The 16,968-nt window shown below is 69.5% G+C and carries 18 protein-coding genes; 8 read left to right on the top strand and 10 right to left on the bottom strand.

Going from position 1 to position 16,968, the window contains the following annotated elements:
• The first annotated feature begins 32 nt into the window (after positions 1 to 32).
• From BXA00_RS27675 to BXA00_RS27700, 6 genes are all read left to right on the top strand, one after another.
• Positions 33 to 782, top strand: coding sequence for an SDR family NAD(P)-dependent oxidoreductase (locus BXA00_RS27675; RefSeq protein WP_076521576.1), 750 nt, complete (start codon positions 33 to 35; stop codon positions 780 to 782).
• 60 nt (positions 783 to 842) lie between these two features.
• Positions 843 to 1,832 carry a TRAP transporter substrate-binding protein gene (locus tag BXA00_RS27680; RefSeq protein ID WP_076521577.1) on the top strand — a complete coding sequence of 330 codons (990 nt, stop codon included), beginning with the start codon at positions 843 to 845 and terminating at the stop codon, positions 1,830 to 1,832.
• 68 nt (positions 1,833 to 1,900) lie between these two features.
• On the top strand, positions 1,901 to 2,431 hold the full coding sequence (locus BXA00_RS27685) for a TRAP transporter small permease (protein WP_076521578.1): 531 nt from the start codon (positions 1,901 to 1,903) through the stop codon (positions 2,429 to 2,431).
• Between the two features lie 15 nt (positions 2,432 to 2,446).
• Positions 2,447 to 3,706 carry a TRAP transporter large permease gene (locus BXA00_RS27690; protein WP_076521579.1) on the top strand — a complete coding sequence of 420 codons (1,260 nt, stop codon included), beginning with the start codon at positions 2,447 to 2,449 and terminating at the stop codon, positions 3,704 to 3,706.
• A gap of 28 nt (positions 3,707 to 3,734) precedes the next feature.
• Entirely contained in the window at positions 3,735 to 4,598 is an 864-nt protein-coding gene (locus BXA00_RS27695) for a transketolase (protein ID WP_076521580.1), read from the top strand.
• Positions 4,595 to 5,605, top strand: coding sequence for a transketolase family protein (locus tag BXA00_RS27700; protein WP_076521581.1), 1,011 nt, complete (start codon positions 4,595 to 4,597; stop codon positions 5,603 to 5,605). Before BXA00_RS27695 ends, BXA00_RS27700 begins: the two co-directional genes overlap by 4 nt.
• Positions 5,606 to 5,624: 19 nt before the next feature.
• Here the strand turns inward: BXA00_RS27700 and BXA00_RS27705 are convergent, their stop codons facing one another.
• Positions 5,625 to 6,860, bottom strand: a complete 1,236-nt coding sequence (locus BXA00_RS27705) for an MFS transporter (protein WP_076521582.1) — start codon at positions 6,858 to 6,860, stop codon at positions 5,625 to 5,627.
• A 149-nt stretch (positions 6,861 to 7,009) separates the two neighbouring features.
• On the opposite strand from BXA00_RS27705, the gene BXA00_RS27710 reads away from it, so the two are divergent.
• Positions 7,010 to 7,492, top strand: a complete 483-nt coding sequence (locus BXA00_RS27710) for a helix-turn-helix domain-containing protein (protein WP_076521583.1) — start codon at positions 7,010 to 7,012, stop codon at positions 7,490 to 7,492.
• Positions 7,493 to 7,529: 37 nt separating this feature from the next.
• Here the strand turns inward: BXA00_RS27710 and BXA00_RS27715 are convergent, their stop codons facing one another.
• The 4 genes from BXA00_RS27715 to BXA00_RS27730 all read right to left on the bottom strand — a co-directional run bounded on the left by BXA00_RS27715 (position 7,530) and on the right by BXA00_RS27730 (position 11,162).
• Positions 7,530 to 8,501, bottom strand: coding sequence for a pyridoxamine 5'-phosphate oxidase family protein (locus tag BXA00_RS27715; RefSeq protein WP_076521584.1), 972 nt, complete (start codon positions 8,499 to 8,501; stop codon positions 7,530 to 7,532).
• Positions 8,502 to 8,530: 29 nt separating this feature from the next.
• Positions 8,531 to 9,160, bottom strand: a complete 630-nt coding sequence (locus BXA00_RS27720; RefSeq protein WP_076521585.1) for a glutathione S-transferase family protein — start codon at positions 9,158 to 9,160, stop codon at positions 8,531 to 8,533.
• Positions 9,161 to 9,264: 104 nt separating this feature from the next.
• Positions 9,265 to 10,170, bottom strand: a complete 906-nt coding sequence (locus BXA00_RS27725) for a LysR family transcriptional regulator (RefSeq protein WP_076521586.1) — start codon at positions 10,168 to 10,170, stop codon at positions 9,265 to 9,267.
• A 65-nt stretch (positions 10,171 to 10,235) separates the two neighbouring features.
• Positions 10,236 to 11,162, bottom strand: a complete 927-nt coding sequence (locus BXA00_RS27730; protein WP_076521587.1) for a LysR substrate-binding domain-containing protein — start codon at positions 11,160 to 11,162, stop codon at positions 10,236 to 10,238.
• A 133-nt stretch (positions 11,163 to 11,295) separates the two neighbouring features.
• Here BXA00_RS27730 and BXA00_RS27735 point away from each other — a divergent pair, with 133 nt between their 5' ends.
• Complete coding sequence (locus BXA00_RS27735; protein WP_076521588.1) at positions 11,296 to 11,967, top strand: flavodoxin family protein; 672 nt, start codon at positions 11,296 to 11,298, stop codon at positions 11,965 to 11,967.
• Here BXA00_RS27735 and BXA00_RS27740 read toward each other — a convergent pair.
• The 5 genes from BXA00_RS27740 to hmpA form a co-directional block, all read right to left on the bottom strand.
• Entirely contained in the window at positions 11,910 to 12,776 is an 867-nt protein-coding gene (locus tag BXA00_RS27740) for an AraC family transcriptional regulator (protein ID WP_076521589.1), read from the bottom strand. The genes BXA00_RS27735 and BXA00_RS27740 overlap by 58 nt on opposite strands.
• 25 nt (positions 12,777 to 12,801) lie before the next feature.
• Positions 12,802 to 13,761, bottom strand: a complete 960-nt coding sequence (locus tag BXA00_RS27745) for a proline dehydrogenase family protein (RefSeq protein WP_076521590.1) — start codon at positions 13,759 to 13,761, stop codon at positions 12,802 to 12,804.
• 114 nt (positions 13,762 to 13,875) lie between these two features.
• Complete coding sequence (locus BXA00_RS27750; RefSeq protein ID WP_076521591.1) at positions 13,876 to 15,123, bottom strand: D-amino acid dehydrogenase; 1,248 nt, start codon at positions 15,121 to 15,123, stop codon at positions 13,876 to 13,878.
• A 106-nt stretch (positions 15,124 to 15,229) separates the two neighbouring features.
• Complete coding sequence (locus BXA00_RS27755) at positions 15,230 to 15,667, bottom strand: Rrf2 family transcriptional regulator (RefSeq protein ID WP_076521592.1); 438 nt, start codon at positions 15,665 to 15,667, stop codon at positions 15,230 to 15,232.
• A 56-nt stretch (positions 15,668 to 15,723) separates the two neighbouring features.
• Entirely contained in the window at positions 15,724 to 16,941 is a 1,218-nt protein-coding gene (hmpA, locus tag BXA00_RS27760) for an NO-inducible flavohemoprotein (RefSeq protein WP_076521593.1), read from the bottom strand.
• Positions 16,942 to 16,968 lie beyond the last annotated feature (27 nt).

A 16,968-nucleotide genomic window follows, 5' to 3' on the forward strand; every position in this document is an offset into this window, starting at 1 on the left:
CGCTGACCCATACAACGACAGGAGGACGACAAATGCTGCTCAAGGACAAGGTCGCCGTGATTTCAGGCGGCGCAGGGATCAACGGACTGGGATTCGCCACCGCGCGCCACATGGCCGCGCACGGCGCCCGCGTCGTGATCCTGGACCTGGAACGCGCGGAGCCGGCGGCCGCGGCCGCCAGGCTGGGCGACGGCCATCTGGGCCTGGTCGCGGACGTGACCGACAAGGCCGCGTGCCTCGCGGCCGTCGAACAGGCCCTCAAGACTTACGGCAAGATCGACATCCTGGTGAATAACGCCGGGATCACGCAACCGGTCAAGACACTGGAAATCACGGGCGCGGACTATGACCGCATCCTGGACGTCAGCCTGCGCGGCACGCTCTACCTGTCGCAGGCGGTGCTGCCCGCCATGCAGGCGCAACGTTCCGGGTCCATCGTCTGCATTTCTTCGGTGTCCGCGCAGCGCGGCGGCGGCATTTTCGGCGGGCCGCACTATTCGGCCGCCAAGGCGGGCGTGCTGGGCCTGGCGCGCGCCATGGCGCGCGAGTTCGGCGGGGACGGCATCCGGGTCAACTGCATCACGCCCGGCCTGATCGAAACCGACATCACGCAGGGCAAGCTGTCGGCCGAGCGCAAGGCCGACATCGAGGCCACCATCCCGTTGGCGCGGCTGGGCAAGGCCGACGACGTCGCGGGCGCATGCGTGTTCCTGTCCAGCGACCTGTCGGCGTACTGCACGGGCATCACGCTCGACGTCAACGGCGGCATGCTGATTCACTGATTCACCGAGTCCCCGATTTACCGATCGCAGCACCCATAAAAAAATCCAAGGAGACAAATCATGAAAAGCAAGACATTGCTTCGCGCGGGCCTGGCACTCGCCGCCGCCGCCCTGCTGCCCGTCGTGGCGCAGGCGCAGAACATCAAGCTGACCCTGGGGCACGGCGCGGCGGTGGGCAATCCCCGCCACGAAGCGTCGGTGAAATTCGCCGAGGTGCTCAAGGCCAAGACCGGCGGGCGCATCGAGGTCCAGGTCGCGCCGTCCGCCCAGCTCGGCGACGACGCCGCGATGGTGACCGCGCTGCGCACTGGCGCCCTGGACCTGAGCGCCAACTCGCAGGGCGCCGTCGCGGCCGCGGTGCCGGAGTACGCCGCGTTCGGCATGCCCTTCCTGTTCCGGGATGCCGGCGCGGCCTTCAAGCTGCTGGACGGCCCGCTGGGCAAGGAGCTGGCCGAAAAATCGGCCGCCAAGAACCTGATCCTGCTGGGAACCTGGGACAACGGCATCCGCCAGATGACCAACAGCAAGCACCCCATCAACAAGGTCGAGGACATGAAAGGCCTGAAGATGCGCGTGCCGCCCGACGCCACCCTGGTCGACATCATGAACGCCCTTGGCGCCCAGGCGCAGCAGATCAAGTTCGCCGAGCTCTACGTGGCGTTGCAGCAAGGCGTGGTGGACGGCCAGGAAAACCCGCTCATGAACTTCGAGGCGAGCAAGCTCTACGAAGTGCAGAAGCACCTGGCGATGACCAATCACCAGTTCCAGATGACGCCGTTCCTGATGAGCAAGCGCACCTGGGACCGCCTGAGCGAAGCCGACCGCAAGGCCGTGCAGGAGGCGGCGGACGAAGCGTCGGCGCTCCAGCGCAAGCTGAGCAAGGACGCGGACGACAGGCTGCTGGCCGAGCTGAAGGCCAAGGGTGTGCAGGTCACGACGCCCGATACCGCGACGTTCGCAAAAGCGACCGCGTCCGTGGACGAGAAATGGCTGGCCGGCCCCATCGGTCCCTACGTCAAAAAGGTTTTGGCCGCGGCGCGCGCCAACTGACATGTCCCGGGTCCGCCCCTGACCGCCGCGGCGGTCAGGGGCGGACCGTGCACAAGGCAGGAGACAACATGCATACCGATCGACACGGACGGGTCGGCAGGATCATCGACGGCCTATGCCGCGTGGTGCTCTGGCTGTCCACCACGGTGATCTTCGTGATCCTCGTCGTCAACACCGGCCTGCGCTACGCAACCGGTTCAAGCCTGAAATGGGCCAACGAAATACCCGAGCTGCTCTTTCCGTGGCTCGTCATGTCGGGCGTGGTGCTCGCGGCGCTGCATCACGCGCACATCGCCACCACGTTCATGATGGACGCCGTGCCGGCCCCCGTCCGCCGCCTGGTGGCCACCGGGGTCTGGAGCGTGGTGGCCGCGCTGTACGCCACCTTGTCCTGGGCGACCTTCAACATGCTGGAAATCGTCCACGACGAAAAGTCCCCCATCCTGCAGATGCCCGGCTCGCTGACCTATGCCTGCGTGATGGGCGCAATGATGTTGCTCGCCGTGCTGGCGCTGCAGTCGGCGTGGCACAGCTGGCATTGTCTCGAAACCGCGGCCCAGTCAGAGGGCGAGCCGCCGGCGCGCGCCGCGCACTGGTGAGGACGGAGGATAGCCATGAGTGCAGTGATACTTATCGTCTTCATGGGCGCCGCGGTCGCGGCCATGCCCATTGCCCACGCGCTGCTCGTCGCCGCCATGGCGGCAGTGGCCAGCACGGACCGCGTGCCGCTGGATGTGGTGGTCCAGCAGATGGTCGCGCAGGTGCAGAGCTTTCCCCTGATCGCCATTCCGTTCTTCATGCTGACCGGCTCGCTCATGATGGGCGGCAAGCTTGGCGAGGCGCTGGTGGGCGTGCTGTCGGCGATGATCGGCCGTTATCACGGCGGACCCGCGCAGGTCGGCGTGCTGTCGTCCACGCTGTTCGGCGGGGTGTCGGGCTCGGCGGTGGCCGACGCCTCGGCCATCGGTTCGCTGATGATCCCGTGGCACAAGCGGCTGGGCTACCCGGCCGCGTTTTCGGCGGCCACGTTGTCCGCCGCCGCCACGATCGACATCCTGATTCCGCCGTCGATTCCCTTGATCCTGTTTGCCCTGACGGCCAACGCCTCCATCGCGTCGCTCTTCGTCGCGGGCGTACTGCCGGGCCTGCTGCTGTGCGGCGGATTCATGGCGGCTTGCTGGTGGGTGGGGCGGCGGCGCAACTTCCCGCGCGACACGGCGCCCTTCGATGGCGCGGCGTTTCGGCGCCATCTGTTCTTCGCGATGCCTGCCGTGATCCTGCCGCTGCTGATCATCGTCTTCCTGCGCTTTGGCATCGCCACGCCGACCGAGGTCGCGGTCCTGTCCACGCTGTATGCCGGCCTGGTTTCCGCGGTGATCTATCGCGACCTGAGCTGGCAGCGGCTCAACGCCGCCGTCGTCCATGCCGGGCTGGCGACCGGCGTGGTGCTGCTGGTGATCATGGCGTCGTCGGCCATCGGCTGGCTGCTGACCTTCGACCAGACGCCGCAGGGAATTGCGCATTGGGTGCAGGAGAACGTGCATGCCAAATGGCTCGTCATCCTGTTGATGAACCTGATGATGCTGTTCCTCGGCATGTTCATCGACCTGCCCGCCGCCGTGCTGCTGCTGGCGCCGGTCTTCGTCCCGCTGGCCCAAAGCATCGGCATGGACATGACCCAGCTCGGCGTGATGATGGTCGTGAACCTGGCGATCGGCCTGTACACGCCACCGGTGGGCACGACGCTATTCATCACCAGCGCGCTGGCCAAGGTGAAGGTGGGCCAGACCGTGCGCGAACTGGTGCCCTTCTATCTGGTCGCGTTTGCCGTGCTGGGGCTGGTTTCCTACGTGCCGGCCAGCATCCTGCAATGAACCACAACTGAACAAAAGGGAGCTTCGAATGGAGCAGTCCACCGCTTTGAATGAACTGGCGACGGCCGCGTGGCGCATCCGCCGCTACGCGGTCCGCATGGGAGAAGTCCAAGGCCAGGGGTACATCGGGCAGGCGCTCGGATGGGCCGACGTCCTGGCCGTGGCCTATCGGCACGCCATGAACCTGCAGCCCGCAGATCCGCAATGGGAAGGCCGCGACCGCTTTCTGCTGTCCCACGGCCACTACGCGATCGCCCACTACGCCGCGCTGATCGAGGCCGGCGTCATCCCGGAAAGCGAGCTCGACACCTACGGCAGCGACGACAGCCGCCTGCCCATGTCGGGCATGGCGGCCTACACGCCGGGCATGGAGATCTCGGGCGGCTCGCTGGGCCAGGGCCTGTCCATCGGGGTCGGCATCGCGCTGGGGCTCAAGCACAAGCGCAATCCGGCCTTCGTCTACAACTCCATGTCGGACGGCGAACTGGACGAAGGATCCACCTGGGAAGCCGCGATGGGCGCCGCGCACCATGAACTGGACAACCTCATCTGCCTGGTCGACATCAACAACCAGCAGGCGGACGGCCCTTCCGGCAAGGTGCTGGGATTCGAGCCGCTGGCCGACAAATGGGCGGCCTTCGGCTGGCACGTGCAGCGCGTGGACGGCAATGACATGGCCGCCGTGATCCAGGCATTCGATGCCGCGCGCACGCTGCCGGACCGCAAGCCGCGCGTCATCCTCTTCGATACGCGGATGGGCAAGGGCATCCCCTTTCTCGAACAGCGCGAGAAAAACCACTTCATCCGCGTCGACCCGCCCGAATGGCAGCAGGCGCTGGACATCCTGGACCAGAACCGCCCCACCCCCACGACCGAAGGAGCCTGGTCATGAGCCGCGCCAGCACCCCGCAAAAACCCCGCCTCACCACGTCGGCCATGATCGCGTCGATCGCCTCGGAGGGACAGCGCGTCCGGGCCGCTCCCTTCGGCAAGGCCCTGGTCGACTACGCGCAGTCCCGGCCGGACGTCGTGGGACTGACCGCCGACCTGGCCAAGTACACCGACCTGCACCTGTTCGCGCAGGCCTATCCCGAACGCTTTTTCCAAATGGGCATGGCCGAGCAACTGCTCATGGGCGCGGCCGGCGGCATGGCCAAAGAGGGCCTCGTGCCGTTTGCCACGACCTATGCCGTGTTCGGCACGCGCCGCGCGTACGACTTCATCCACCAGGTGATCGCCGAAGAGAACCTGAATGTGAAGATCTGCTGCGCGCTCCCGGGGCTGACCACCGGCTACGGGCCCAGCCACCAGGCCACCGAGGACCTGGCCATGATGCGCGGCATTCCGGGCCTGACCATCGTCGACCCCTGCGACGCGCTGGACATCGAACAGGCCGTTCCGCAGATCGCCGAACACCAGGGACCGGTGTACATGCGGCTGCTGCGCGGGCAGGTGCCGCTGGTGCTGGACGAGATCGAGGGCTACCGCTTCGAACTGGGCAAGGCGAAGATGCTGCGCGAAGGCGGCGACGTGCTGATCATTTCGAGCGGCATCATGACCATGCGCGCGCTGGAGGCCGCCGAGGACCTGGCGCGGGACAACATCGGCGTAGCGGTGATGCACAGCCCGACCATCAAGCCCCTGGACGAGGCCAGTCTGGTCGAGGCGGTGCGCTACAAGCACCGGCTGGTGGTCGTGGCCGAGAACCATTCGGTGATCGGCGGGTTGGGCGAGGCCGTGGCCAGCGCCCTGCTGCGGCACCGCGTGCAACCGGCCCGGTTCCAGCTGGCCGGGCTGCCGGACGCCTTCCTGGACGCGGGCGCCCTGCCCACGCTGCATGACCGCTACGGCATCAGCCGCGAAGCGCTGGCCGCCCGCATCCGGCGCTGGCTGGATTGAGCGCGGCGGGCGCAGCCGGCTAGGTGCGCGCCCGCCCGTCCGCGGGACAGGCGGCGCGCGCCGCGCGCGGGGCCGTCGCTGCCCAGAACAGCAACGCCGCCACGCTGATGCCCGCGCCCAGCACGCAGACGCCCAGCCAGCCGGCCCGCGCATACACGGCCGTGGCCGCGATCGACCCCAGTCCGCTGCCCACCGCGTAGAACAACATGTAGCCCGCCACCAGGCGGCTGTGCGCCTGCGCGCCGATGCTGAAAATCATGGCCTGGTTGGTCACATGCAGCGCCTGCAGGGCGAGGTCCAGCGCCAGCACGCCGACCGCGAGCAGCCACAGGCTGCGGTCCAGGAAGGCGATGGGCACCCAGGCCAGGCACAGCAACGCCAGGCCCATCGCGGTGGTGCGCTGGCCATGGCCGGCATCCGCCGACCGTCCGGCGCGCGCCGCCATCAGCACGCCCACCACCCCCACCAGCCCGAACGCGCCCACCGCGGTGTGCGACAAGGCATGCGGCGGCGCGCTCAGCGGCAGCACCAGCGCGGTCCAGAAGGCGCTGAACGCGGCGAACATCAACAGCGCGATCATGCCGCGCACCCGCAGGACGCGCTCGGTCGCCAGCAAGGTGAACACCGAGCGCAGCAGCGCGCCGTAACGCAGGCCCGCGGCGGGCAGGCGCCGCCGCGGCAGCCAGCGGGCCAGCGCCACGGCCAGCAAGGCGGACAGGCCAGCCGAGGCCAGGTACACCGCGCGCCAGCCCCACAGGTCCGCCAGCACGCCGGCCAGCGTGCGCGCCAGCAGCAGGCCGATCACCACCCCGCCCTGCGCCGCGCCCACGACGCGCCCGCGCTCGGACGGGGCCGCCAGCGCCGCGGACAGCGCCAGCAGGCCCTGCGTCATCGCGGTGCCCAGCAGGCCAAGCGCCACCATGCCCGCCAGCAGCCATGGCGGATTCGCCGCGCTCGCCACCGCGGCCAGGGCCAGCACCAGCAGGGCCAGTTGCCCCAGCATCAGCCGGCGGCGGTCCAGCAGGTCGCCCAGCGGCACCACGAAGAACAGGGCCAGCGCGCAGCCGAGCTGGGTGGCGGTGACGACGATGCCGACCGCCGCCTCGTCCAGGTGGAATTCCCGTCCGATGGCGTCCAGCAGGGGCTGCGCGTAGTAGACGTTCGCCACGCTCAGGGCGCAGGCCGCGGCCAGCAGCAAGACCAGCAGGGCGGGCGTAGCGGGCGCGTTGCCGTCCGGCGAGGGGGAGGGTTTCATGGCAAATCCAGTTTTATTACGAAACCAGAATGCTAGGCGACCAGGTTTTATAATGCAACCAACTTTCGGCCGGCGCGACCGGCCGCAGGCCCAGGCCCAGGCCCAGATCCAGATCCAGATCCAGCCCCAGACCCAGCAAGGAACCCGACATGGTCAAACGCACCAGCCTTGAAGGCGCCGCCTGCCCCGTGGCGCGCTCGCTCGACGCCATCGGCGACTGGTGGTCGCTGCTCATCGTGCGCGACGCGTTCGACGGGTTGCGCCGCTTCGGCGAATTCCAGAAGAACCTGGGCATGGCCAAGAACATCCTCAGCGACCGCCTGCGCACGCTGGTCGCGCACGGCATCCTGCAGGTCGCGCCCGCCTCGGACGGAAGCGCCTACCAGGAGTACGTGCTCACCAGTAAGGGCGAGGCGCTGTTTCCGGTGATCGTGGGGCTGCGCCAATGGGGTGAAGACCATTACTACGGCCCTGACGAAGCGCATTCGGCGCTCATCGACCGCCAGCGCGGCCAGCCGGTGCGGCGCCTGGAGATCCGCGCGCAGGACGGCCGCGTGCTGGCGCCGGGCGACACGGTCGTGCGCAAGGTGGCGCCGTCCGCACCGGATCCGCGGGGCGACGCCGCACGCTGATGCGCAGGGCCGGCCACGGCCGGCCAACTTCCCCGCCCTAGGCCGCCGCGGGCCAGCGGCCGGTCGCGAGCGCCGTCGGCGACCACGACTCGAAGCGCCAGCGCAAGGCCAGCGCCCCCGGCCGCCGCACCACCCGGCGCACATGGACGCGCCACAGGCGTTCGGCGCCCTGGAATTGCGCGATCTCGGGGCCGTCCAGGACCACTTCCGCCCGCCCGGTCAGTTGCAGCACGTCGCCGCGCTCGAAGTCGATGAAGAGCAGTCCGGCCACGGGATTGGCCACGAGGTTGCCCAAGGTGTTGAAAAAGCGGTTGCCCGAAAAATCCGGAATCGTCAGCACGTCGCCGTCCACCCGCACGAAGCCGGGCTTGCCGCCGCGATGCGAGACATCCACGCTCCGGCCGCCGTCGCCGTCCTCGCGGTCGACGTAGCTGGCGACGAAAAAGGTGTCGGCCGCCGCGATCAGCGCGCGCGCCGCCGCGTCCAGTCCGGCCTGCCCGGGCAGCGCCGCGGCAAAGCGCAGCGACGGCGAGCGCGAGAAATAGAAGTCGCGCGACTGGATGTACTGCGGGCAATTGCCGAAGGATTGCGCCACCGCCACGTCGAAACGCTTGCCATCCCAGGCCTGGATGCGGCCGTTCATGCGGTTGCGCCGGCGCGTATGCAGCTCGATGCCCAGGAGCCCCACCGCCTTGCCCGGCCCCAGCCCGGCGCGCAGCGGATCGTCCGTGTCGGGCATCGCGGCGATGCGCAGCGTGTGCGGGTCGGGCGACGCGGCAAAACCGGGCTCCCCTTCCAGGATGCCGGCCCAGGGATCGCCCTGCGCATCGACGGCGCCCGCCACCAGGAATGGAAGCTGCGCGAAGAACTCGCGGTGCTGGTCGGGCATGTAGTCGCGGATGACCTTGCGTCCGACGAGGTCCATGCGCGCGGCCACGCCCGTGTGGTTCTGCAATTGGCGTTCCCCGGCGTGCCACGGCGAGGGCGCGGGGGTCTCGGAAGCATTCATGATGGTCTCCTTGCGGCGGGCGCCCGGCCTCAGGCCGCGAGCAGGCCCACGGCGGACGACGCCATGGGCACGAAGCGCGGCAGATGCTCGATCCGGTCGAGCCACGCGCGGATATGGGGATAGTCCGCCAGCGACACGTTGCCCTCCGGCGCATGCGCCACGTAGGCATAGCAGGCCACGTCGGCAATCGTCGGGACATCGCCCGCCAGGAAATCGCGTCGGCGCAGTTCGCCTTCCATGACGGCAAGCAGCGCATGCGCGCGCGCCAGCGTGGCGTCCGCGTCGAGCGGCGCGCCGAACAGCGTCACCAGGCGCGCCGACGCAGGGCCGGCGGCCAGCGGCCCGGACGCCACCGACAGCCAGCGCTGGACCGCGGCCGCCCCCACAGGATCCTGCGGCAACCACGCCTGCCCGCCATAGCGCTTGGCCAGGTACACCAGGATGGCGGTCGAATCGGCGACCACGACGCCGTTGTCATCGATCACCGGGACCTGCCCGAAGGCATTGAGCGCCAGGAACTCGGGCCGCTTCTGCTCGCGCTGGCGCAGGTCCACGTCGACGGCCTCATGCGGCACGTCGAGCAGGGACAGCATCAGCTCGACGCGATGCGCGTGGCCGGACAAGGGGTAACGGTAGAACTTCAGGGGGGTGGACGGCATGGCGGGCTCCCAGGTGGATTCAGGGCTCCATCTTGGGGCGCGCCGGCCGGATCGGGAACGGCCGGCGCCGGCAAGACACTCTTGCCGTACATGAAATAAACCGGTCAGGCCGGCAGCGCGGCCAGGTCCCGGCGCAGGGCCTGCACGCAGAATTCCACGAAGCTGCGCACCTTGGCCGAGCTTTTGCGCCCTTCCGGGTACACCACGTGGACCGGCACGGGCGGCATCTCGAATTCACGCAGCACCACCTGCAGCGCGCCACTGGCCAGGTGCGGCGCCACCTGGTAGGACATCACCTGCGTCAGGCCCCAGCCCTCGCGGGCGGCCATGACTGCGGCCTGGAACGAGGTGACGGTGAGCTGGGACTGCACGTTGAGCCGCTGGATCTGGTTGTCCTGCACGAAACGCCACTGCGGCGCCCTGCCCTCCATCGCCGCGGTGATCGTGCAGAAGCGATGCAGGGCGTCGGGGGTTTCGGGCACGCCGCGCTCGCGCAGGAAATCCGGCGATGCGCAGACCACGCGGCGCACGTGGCCGACCGGCACCGCGGTCAGCGAGGAATCCGGCAACGCACCGATGCGCACGGCCACGTCGATGTCCTCGTCCACAAGATTGACCACGCGATCCACCAGCAGCGCGCGCACCGAAACCTGGCGATGCTCGCGCAGATAGCCCAGCACGGCCGGCATGACGTGCAGTTCGCCGAACAGCGCGGGCGCGGTGATGGCGAGCGCGCCGCGCGGCGCGGCCATGGCCCCCGCCGCGGCGTCGTCCGCCTGTTCGACGTCGTCCAGAATGCGGCGGCAGTCGGCCGCATAACGCTGGCCCGCTTCGGTCAGGCGCAGGCTGCGCGTGGTGCGCACCAGCAGCAACGCGCCCAGGCGGCGCTCCAGCGCGGCGACGCTGCGCGTGACGGTGGGCGCCGACATCTGCAGGCGCCGCGCCGCCGCGGCAAAGCTGCCCGCGTCGGCCACGGCAAGAAATACCGTCATCTCATGGAATCGGTTCACAGCGGGACGGGCTCCGTAGTCGTGTGATGCGTGGTGGCGTCGCGTCTCGCGCCGTTGCCTGCAATTTACCCGCGAGCGTGCGCCTTGTCCTGCCCGCCGCGCAGCGCCTGGCCGCGGAACTCCTTGCGCAGCCACGCCAGAAACGCCTTGACAGGCGGGTGACGCTCGCGCCCCGGGGCGCACAGCGCGGTGTAGGCCGAGCCCGCGACGCGGATCTCCGGCCGGAACGGCACCAGGGTGCCGGCCGCCACGCTGTCGGACACCATCACCGAACTGGTCAGCACCAGTCCCTGCCCGGCGATGGCGGCCTGCAAGGCGTAGTGTTCCTCGGTGTAGGCATGCTCGGCGGCCGGGCGGCGCCATGCCGGCAGGCCCGCCGCGTCGCACCACGCCTGCCACCCCTGCTCATAGAGTGGCGAATCGCGCCAGCGCACCGTCACCAGCGCGGGTGCTCGCCGTCCTGCCCGCGCGATGCGGGCCGGCGCGCCGTACACGCCGAACCACTCCGGCAGCGCGCAAGCCGCGTGCAGCGCGGGATAGCGCTCGCCGCTGTAGCGGATGGCCACGTCCACGCTGGCGTCCTGGAGCAGGTCGACGGGGTCGGGCGTCGCGTCCAGGCGCAGTTGGTATTGGGGATGCGCCTGATGGAAACGCCCCAGCCGGGGCACCAGCCAGAGCGCGGCGAAGGAGTGCGTGGTGGAGACGGTCAGCGCGCCCGACGCCGGCGCGGGGCGCAATGCGTCCACCGCCTGGGCGACATCGAGCAGGGCGCCATGCACGCCCGCAAACAGGCGCGCGCCCTTGTCGGTGAGGCGCACGCCGCGCGGCACGCGGTCGAACAGCGCGCACCCCACGTGGCGCTCCAGCGCCTTGACCTGATGGGAGACGGCGGTGGGCGTGACCGACAGCTCGTTCGCGGCCAGCTTGAAACTGCGCAGGCGCGCGGCAGCCTCGAAGGTGCGTAGCGCGGTGACGGGAAGCGTGGCAAACATAGGCGGCAGACCTGGATGAATTTGATTCAGCTTAATTCAGGAATGATCATTTGTCGCGGCGGCGGCTTGCGGCCAACATGGCCTGCAACATGGCCATGAAGATCGTTTCCAATCACTCTTGCGGGAGCCAAACATGAATTCAAATCAGCAATCCAACCGGCTGCTCATCCTGGTGGGCAGTCCGCGCCGCGATGGCAACAGCGCCGCGCTGGGCAAGGCCGCCCTGCGCGGGGCCGAGGCCGCCGGCACCGCCGCCACCCTGCTCTTTATCGATGACTACATCCACGGTTTCCTTCCGGACCTGCGGCACGCCCGCGCGCCGGCGGACCGGTACGCCGAACTCTTCCTGGAACACTTTCTGCCCGCCGACGGCATGCTGCTCTGCACGCCCGTCTATTGGTATGGGATGTCGGCGCAGGCCAAGGCGTTCTTCGACCGGTCGTTCAGCCATTACGCCGGGGCGGGACCCGAGCCGCAGCGCGTCATGGCGCGCATGACCGGCAAGCGGCTGGGCCTGGCGGTCGCCTCGGAAGAGACCTATCCCGGCGCGGCGCTGGGCATCGTGCACCAGGTCCAGGAATATGCGCGCTACACCCATTCCGACTTTGTCGGCTACGTGCACGGCGCGGGCAACAAGCGCGGCGAGATCGCGCGGGATCCGCGCCAGCCCCTGGCGGCCGCGCAGACCTTGGGCGCCGAGTTCTTCACCCGCAAATACTCCGACTACCGGATCGAGACGCCCCGCCGTCACAACGTCTGGGAGGCCGCGCCCGCCTTGAGCAGCACGCCGGGCGGGCTGCCATAGACCTGCTTGAACACACGGGTCAGATGCGCCTGGTCCGCAAAGCCCACCGCCTGCGCGGCGTCGGCCAGCGGCAGGCCGCCGCGCAGCAGCGCGCGGGCGCGCGCCACCCGCCAGTTGCGCAGCCACGCCTGCGGCGGCAGGCCATAGCGCCGCGCGAACTGCTTGACCAGCGTGGTGCGGTGCCGGTCCTGCGCCTGCGCCAGCGCCTCCAGGTCCGGCGCGCAGGCCGGATCGGCGGCCATGCGTTCGCGCAGCAAGGCGCATACGTCGGTCAGGTCGGTCAGGTCGGCCATGTCGGCCACGCCGGCAGGGTCGCCCGACGCTACACGGCCACTCTCGTTGCCGCCGTCCGGCGTCCTGCCATGCGCGGCCAGCAGGCCGAACACGGCCGCCGACATGCGCGCGCGGCGCTGCGCGGCGGGAATCTCGTCGGCCGTCAGCGCATTCAGCCAGGTCGCGCACAGCGAGGCATCGGCGATCACCGGCCCGGCCCGCCGCACGCCATGCGCATCCAGCGCCTGCTCGTGGTCCTGGAACCAGGCGGGGTCGAGATAGGCCATGCGGTACACCAGCGACCCGGCAGCCGTGCCGCCGGTGTGCACCTGTCCCGGGGCGATCACCACGAGTTCGCCTGCCCGCGCGGTGTAGGGCGCGCCTTGCACCGTGAATTCGCAGCAGCCCTGCTCGACCGCGCCGATGGCCCAGGCGTCATGGAAATGCGGCGCGTAGCGATAGGCGCGCAGGTCTGCGATCAGCACGTCGCCGGGCAGGCCCGCGCCGCAATGCCAGATGTGTTGAGAAACCGCCATGGGTAGAGGGTCAGCCGTCTCGCGGCTATCCGAAGTAGCGCCCATCCGACGTCAGGGATCGGGCCAGCAGCCACGCGTTGCGAGGATTTTCTCCGACGCGCCGGATGGCATACGGCCACCAGTCCGCGCCGAACGGGAGATAGACCCTGACGTTATAGCCCAATCCGCGCAGCGCCAGTTGCCAGTCCGGGCGCACGCCGTAGAGCATTTCAAATTCGAAGTCGGCGGGGGACCAGCCACGTTCGCGCGCCAGGTCGATGATGGCGCCCGCCAGCCGGTCGTCGTGCGTGCCGAAGACCGGGTAGAAGCCCGAGTCCCGCGCCTCGCGCGACAGCATGATGGCGGCCGCGTCCAGATAGGCCAGGTCGATGCGCGCGCGCCCCGCGTGATCCAGCGCCCGCTCCGGGAACGCGCCCTTCACCAGCCGCAGCGAGGTCCGCTGGCGAATCGCCCAGGCCAGGTCTTCCGGCGTGCGGCGGCGCCGCGCCTGCAGCGTGAGCCCGGCGGGGACGCCCGCTTCCAGCAAGTGGCGATGCAGCGCGCAGGTGCGGTCGCGGATGGCGGAATCTTCCATATCCAGCATCAGGCAGCCGCGTCCCCCGCGCGCGGCGCCTTGCGCCGCGATGCCGATGCGCCGCGCGTTGTCCTCGCCCAGCGCGTCGCCCTGCATGTAGCCGATGGCGGTGGGGTCGACGGACACGTGCACGTCCAGGCCGGCGTCGGCCAACGCCTTGCATGCGCCGATGGCCTGATCGACGTTGTGCGCGATGGCGGCCCGGTCCGCGACGTACTCGCCCAGGTAGAAGAGCGATGCGCGAATGCCATGCACCTCGCGCAGCCGCACGGCCGTGCGCACGGCCTCGTGCACGTCGGCGCCGCCGACGAACCGGCGGGCCAGCGAGGTCCGGGCGGCCATCGCCCGCATCGCCTGCCCGACCGCCGGGCTGCGCGCCAACGCAATCGTGGTTCTCTGGAAAATGCTCATCGCCTCACCGCGCAAAGCGGCCACTATGCAGCGACGGCGAAAGGCTGTCTTGAACGCCCGTGAACGGACGCCGGGACATGCCGGGATTCCGATCAGGCCCGGATCAGGCCCGGATCAGGGCCGGAACGGCGCGGGATCCAGCGGCAGCTCCAGCCCGCCCATCTGGGCGGTCAGCAGCGCCGCGCTGCCGCAGGCCAGGGTGAAACCCAGCGCGCCCTGGCCGACGTTCAGCCAGAGGTTGTCGGCGGCCGGACTGCGGCCGATCAGCGGCTTGCCGGTGGGTGTGGCCGGCCGCAGTCCAGCCCAGGGGATGGCCTGGCTCAGGTCCAGTTGCGGGAAGGCTTCGCGCACCTGGCGCTTGAGCAGGCCGATGCGCGCCGGGTCGATGTCGGCGTTGTTGCTGCCGATGTCCACCATGGCCGCGATCCGCAGCACCCTGCCCACGCGGGCGTAGACGATGCGCCGCTCGTAGTCGGTCACGCTGATGCGCGGCGCCACGTTGTCGTCATCGGCCAGCGGAACGGTCAGGCTGTAGCCCTTCAGCGGGTACAGCGGCACGTCGTGGCCCAGCGGATTGAGCAAGGCGCGCGTGCCGATGCCGGTGGCCAGCACCACGGCGTCGGCGCCGATATCGCCATCGCGCGTGTTGACCGCGACGATGCGGCGGCCTTCGCGCTGCAGGCCGGACACGGGATTGGACATGGCGCACTCGACGTTGCCCAGGGTTTGCAGGCGATCGAACAGCGCTTCGGTGAACTGTCGGCAGTCGCCGGCTTCTTCGCTTGGGGTGTAGATGGCGCCCGCCAGGCTGGCGCCCATGCCGGCCAGCGCCGGCTCGCGCGCCACGGTCTGGGCGGCGTCCAGCACCTGCTGGTCCGCGCCGTGCGCGGCCTGGTAGGCCACCAGCGCGCGCGCCTTATCGAGCAGTTCAGCGCTGCGGTACGCAATGAGCTTGCCGTTCTTCAGGTGCCCGAAGGCCAGGTCTTCCTGTTCGAGCAGGGAATGCATCACGTCCCGGCTGAGGTAGGACAGCGTCAGCATCTGCGCCGTGGACGCCTTGGCCACCGACGCGCGGCAGGCCAGCGCGAACTGCAGGCACCAGCGCCATTGGTGCGGGTCCAGCCGGGGCCGGAAACGCAGCGGCGAATCCTGGCGCAGCAGCCAGCCCGGCACGCTGGGCAGCACGCCGGGGCCGGCCAGCGGCGCCACATAGCTGTAGCTGAGCTGACCGCCGTTGGCATAGCTGGAGACTTCCGCCGGACGGGGCTGGCTGTCGACCAGCACCACTTCATGACCCTGGCGCGCCAGGAAATAGGCCGACGTCACACCGACGACGCCCGCGCCAATCACGCAAACGCGCATACCGTTATCCAAAAAAGACCGCGAACCGGTCCATTCTGTAACGGGGTCCCGGCGCCGGCAAATGCCAAACGCCGCAGGGGCCATAACCAAACTTCATGCCCTGGGATCAGGCGATCCGGTGCAGCTTGATGATGGCGGCGGCGGTCGGTTCGCGCACCAGATCGGCCAGCGTGTAGGCGTTGAGCGCGTCGTAGAACGCCTGCAGCGTTTGCGCCAGCACGCCCGCCAGCCGGCACACGCCGTCCAGCGCACAGGGCGGCTCGCGGCAGTCGATGAGCGGTCCCTGCTGTTCCAGCTCGCGCACCAGGTCGCCGACCCGGTAGTGGGTGGCCGGATGCGCCAGCGCAAGGCCCCCGCCCTTGCCGCGCGAGGTGCTGACCCAGCCGCGCTGCGACATGAAATGCACCACCTTCACCAGATGGTTGCGCGACAAGTCGAAGCGGTCCGCGATCTCGGGGATCGTGACGGCGGCGGGCCGGTCGCGGCATTGCGTCAGGTACATCAGGACGCGCAGGCCGAAGTCGGTGAATCGGGTCAATTGCATGGGTGTGGGGCGGAGACCGGGCGGCCCGGAAACATCAGGCCGCCAGGATACACCGCTCAGGCGGCGACGCCGCCGGTGCCGAATGCCTCGGCGTGGATGCGGTCTTCGGCCACGCCCAGGCCCAGCAGCGCCTCGCGCTGCGCCCGCATGAAAGCAGCCGGGCCGCACAGGTAGTAATCGGCGCCCGGCACGATGGCCTCCTCGCGGATGGCGTGCAGATCGACGCGCCCCTTGTGGTCGTAATCGCGGCCAGGCTGGTCGCCATGGGCCACCTCTTCGTAGAACACCGCCTTGCGCACATTGGCGCGCGACGCGGCGATATCGTTCACGTGGTCGCGCATGGCATGCACCGACCGGTCGCGGCAGCCGTGCACGAAGCGGATCTGCCGATCGTCGTTGGCCCGCACCAGATGGTTCAGGATCGACACCATCGGCGTCAGGCCCACGCCCCCGCTCAGCAGCACGACCGGCGCGTCGCCGTCTTCACGCAGGTGGAAATCGCCCTGCGGCGGCGCCACGTCCAGCACGCCGCCCTCTTCCAGGCGGTCGTGCAGCGCATTGGACACGCGCCCCGCCGGCGTCTGGTCGCCAGCGGGTTCGCGCTTGACCGAGATGCGCAGGCGGTCCTGCCCCGGCGCGTCCGACAGGCTGTACTGGCGAGGCTGCATCAGTCCCAGTTCCGGCACATACACGCGCACCGACACGTACTGCCCCGGCCGGTACGCCGGCACCGTGCCGCCATCGGCCGGCGCCAGGTAGAAGGAGGTGATCTCGGCGCTTTCCGGCTGTTTGCCCACCACGCGGAACGCACGCCAGCCGGTCCAGCCGCCCGGCTTGTTGGCCGATTCCGCGTACAGGCGCGCCTCTTCGGCAATCAGCAGATCGGCCAACTGCCCGTAGGCCGCGGCCCACGCATCCACCAGTTCGTCCGTGGCGGCGTCGCCCAGCACTTCACGGATGGACGCCAGCAGATGCTTGCCCACGATGGCGTAGTGCTCGGGCCGGATACCCAGGCTGACGTGCTTGTGCACGATGCGCGTCACCACCGGCATCAGCACGGAGGGATCGTCGATGTGCTCCGCATAGGCGGTTACCGCGCCGGCCAGCGCATGCTGCTGCGCGCCGCCGGCCTGGTGGGCCTGGTTGAACACGTGCTTGAGTTCCGGATTGTGCTGGAACATGCGCGCGTAAAAGTGCTTCGTCAGGGCCACGCCATGGACCTTCAGGACAGGGGCGGTGGCCTTGACCAGCTCGCGGACTTGGGGACTCAACATCTACGGCTCCTTGAATGGCGATCGTGC

It is taken from the genome of Achromobacter sp. MFA1 R4, from assembly GCF_900156745.1.
Classification (GTDB): Bacteria; Pseudomonadota; Gammaproteobacteria; order Burkholderiales; family Burkholderiaceae_B; genus Achromobacter.

Excerpts from the sequence above, each read along its gene's own strand:
- BXA00_RS27700 (WP_076521581.1), top strand. The coding sequence starts at position 4,595 with ATGAGCCGCGCCAGCACCCCGCAAAAACCCCGCCTCACCACGTCGGCC.
- BXA00_RS27745 (WP_076521590.1), bottom strand. The coding sequence starts at position 13,761 with ATGAGCATTTTCCAGAGAACCACGATTGCGTTGGCGCGCAGCCCGGCG.
- BXA00_RS27720 (WP_076521585.1), bottom strand. The coding sequence starts at position 9,160 with ATGCCGTCCACCCCCCTGAAGTTCTACCGTTACCCCTTGTCCGGCCAC.
- BXA00_RS27675 (WP_076521576.1), top strand. The coding sequence starts at position 33 with ATGCTGCTCAAGGACAAGGTCGCCGTGATTTCAGGCGGCGCAGGGATC.
- BXA00_RS27685 (WP_076521578.1), top strand. The coding sequence starts at position 1,901 with ATGCATACCGATCGACACGGACGGGTCGGCAGGATCATCGACGGCCTA.
- BXA00_RS27705 (WP_076521582.1), bottom strand. The coding sequence starts at position 6,860 with ATGAAACCCTCCCCCTCGCCGGACGGCAACGCGCCCGCTACGCCCGCC.
- BXA00_RS27735 (WP_076521588.1), top strand. The coding sequence starts at position 11,296 with ATGAATTCAAATCAGCAATCCAACCGGCTGCTCATCCTGGTGGGCAGT.
- BXA00_RS27715 (WP_076521584.1), bottom strand. The coding sequence starts at position 8,501 with ATGAATGCTTCCGAGACCCCCGCGCCCTCGCCGTGGCACGCCGGGGAA.
- hmpA (WP_076521593.1), bottom strand. The coding sequence starts at position 16,941 with ATGTTGAGTCCCCAAGTCCGCGAGCTGGTCAAGGCCACCGCCCCTGTC.
- BXA00_RS27710 (WP_076521583.1), top strand. The coding sequence starts at position 7,010 with ATGGTCAAACGCACCAGCCTTGAAGGCGCCGCCTGCCCCGTGGCGCGC.
- BXA00_RS27740 (WP_076521589.1), bottom strand. The coding sequence starts at position 12,776 with ATGGCGGTTTCTCAACACATCTGGCATTGCGGCGCGGGCCTGCCCGGC.
- BXA00_RS27690 (WP_076521579.1), top strand. The coding sequence starts at position 2,447 with ATGAGTGCAGTGATACTTATCGTCTTCATGGGCGCCGCGGTCGCGGCC.
- BXA00_RS27755 (WP_076521592.1), bottom strand. The coding sequence starts at position 15,667 with ATGCAATTGACCCGATTCACCGACTTCGGCCTGCGCGTCCTGATGTAC.
- BXA00_RS27680 (WP_076521577.1), top strand. The coding sequence starts at position 843 with ATGAAAAGCAAGACATTGCTTCGCGCGGGCCTGGCACTCGCCGCCGCC.
- BXA00_RS27695 (WP_076521580.1), top strand. The coding sequence starts at position 3,735 with ATGGAGCAGTCCACCGCTTTGAATGAACTGGCGACGGCCGCGTGGCGC.
- BXA00_RS27750 (WP_076521591.1), bottom strand. The coding sequence starts at position 15,123 with ATGCGCGTTTGCGTGATTGGCGCGGGCGTCGTCGGTGTGACGTCGGCC.
- BXA00_RS27730 (WP_076521587.1), bottom strand. The coding sequence starts at position 11,162 with ATGTTTGCCACGCTTCCCGTCACCGCGCTACGCACCTTCGAGGCTGCC.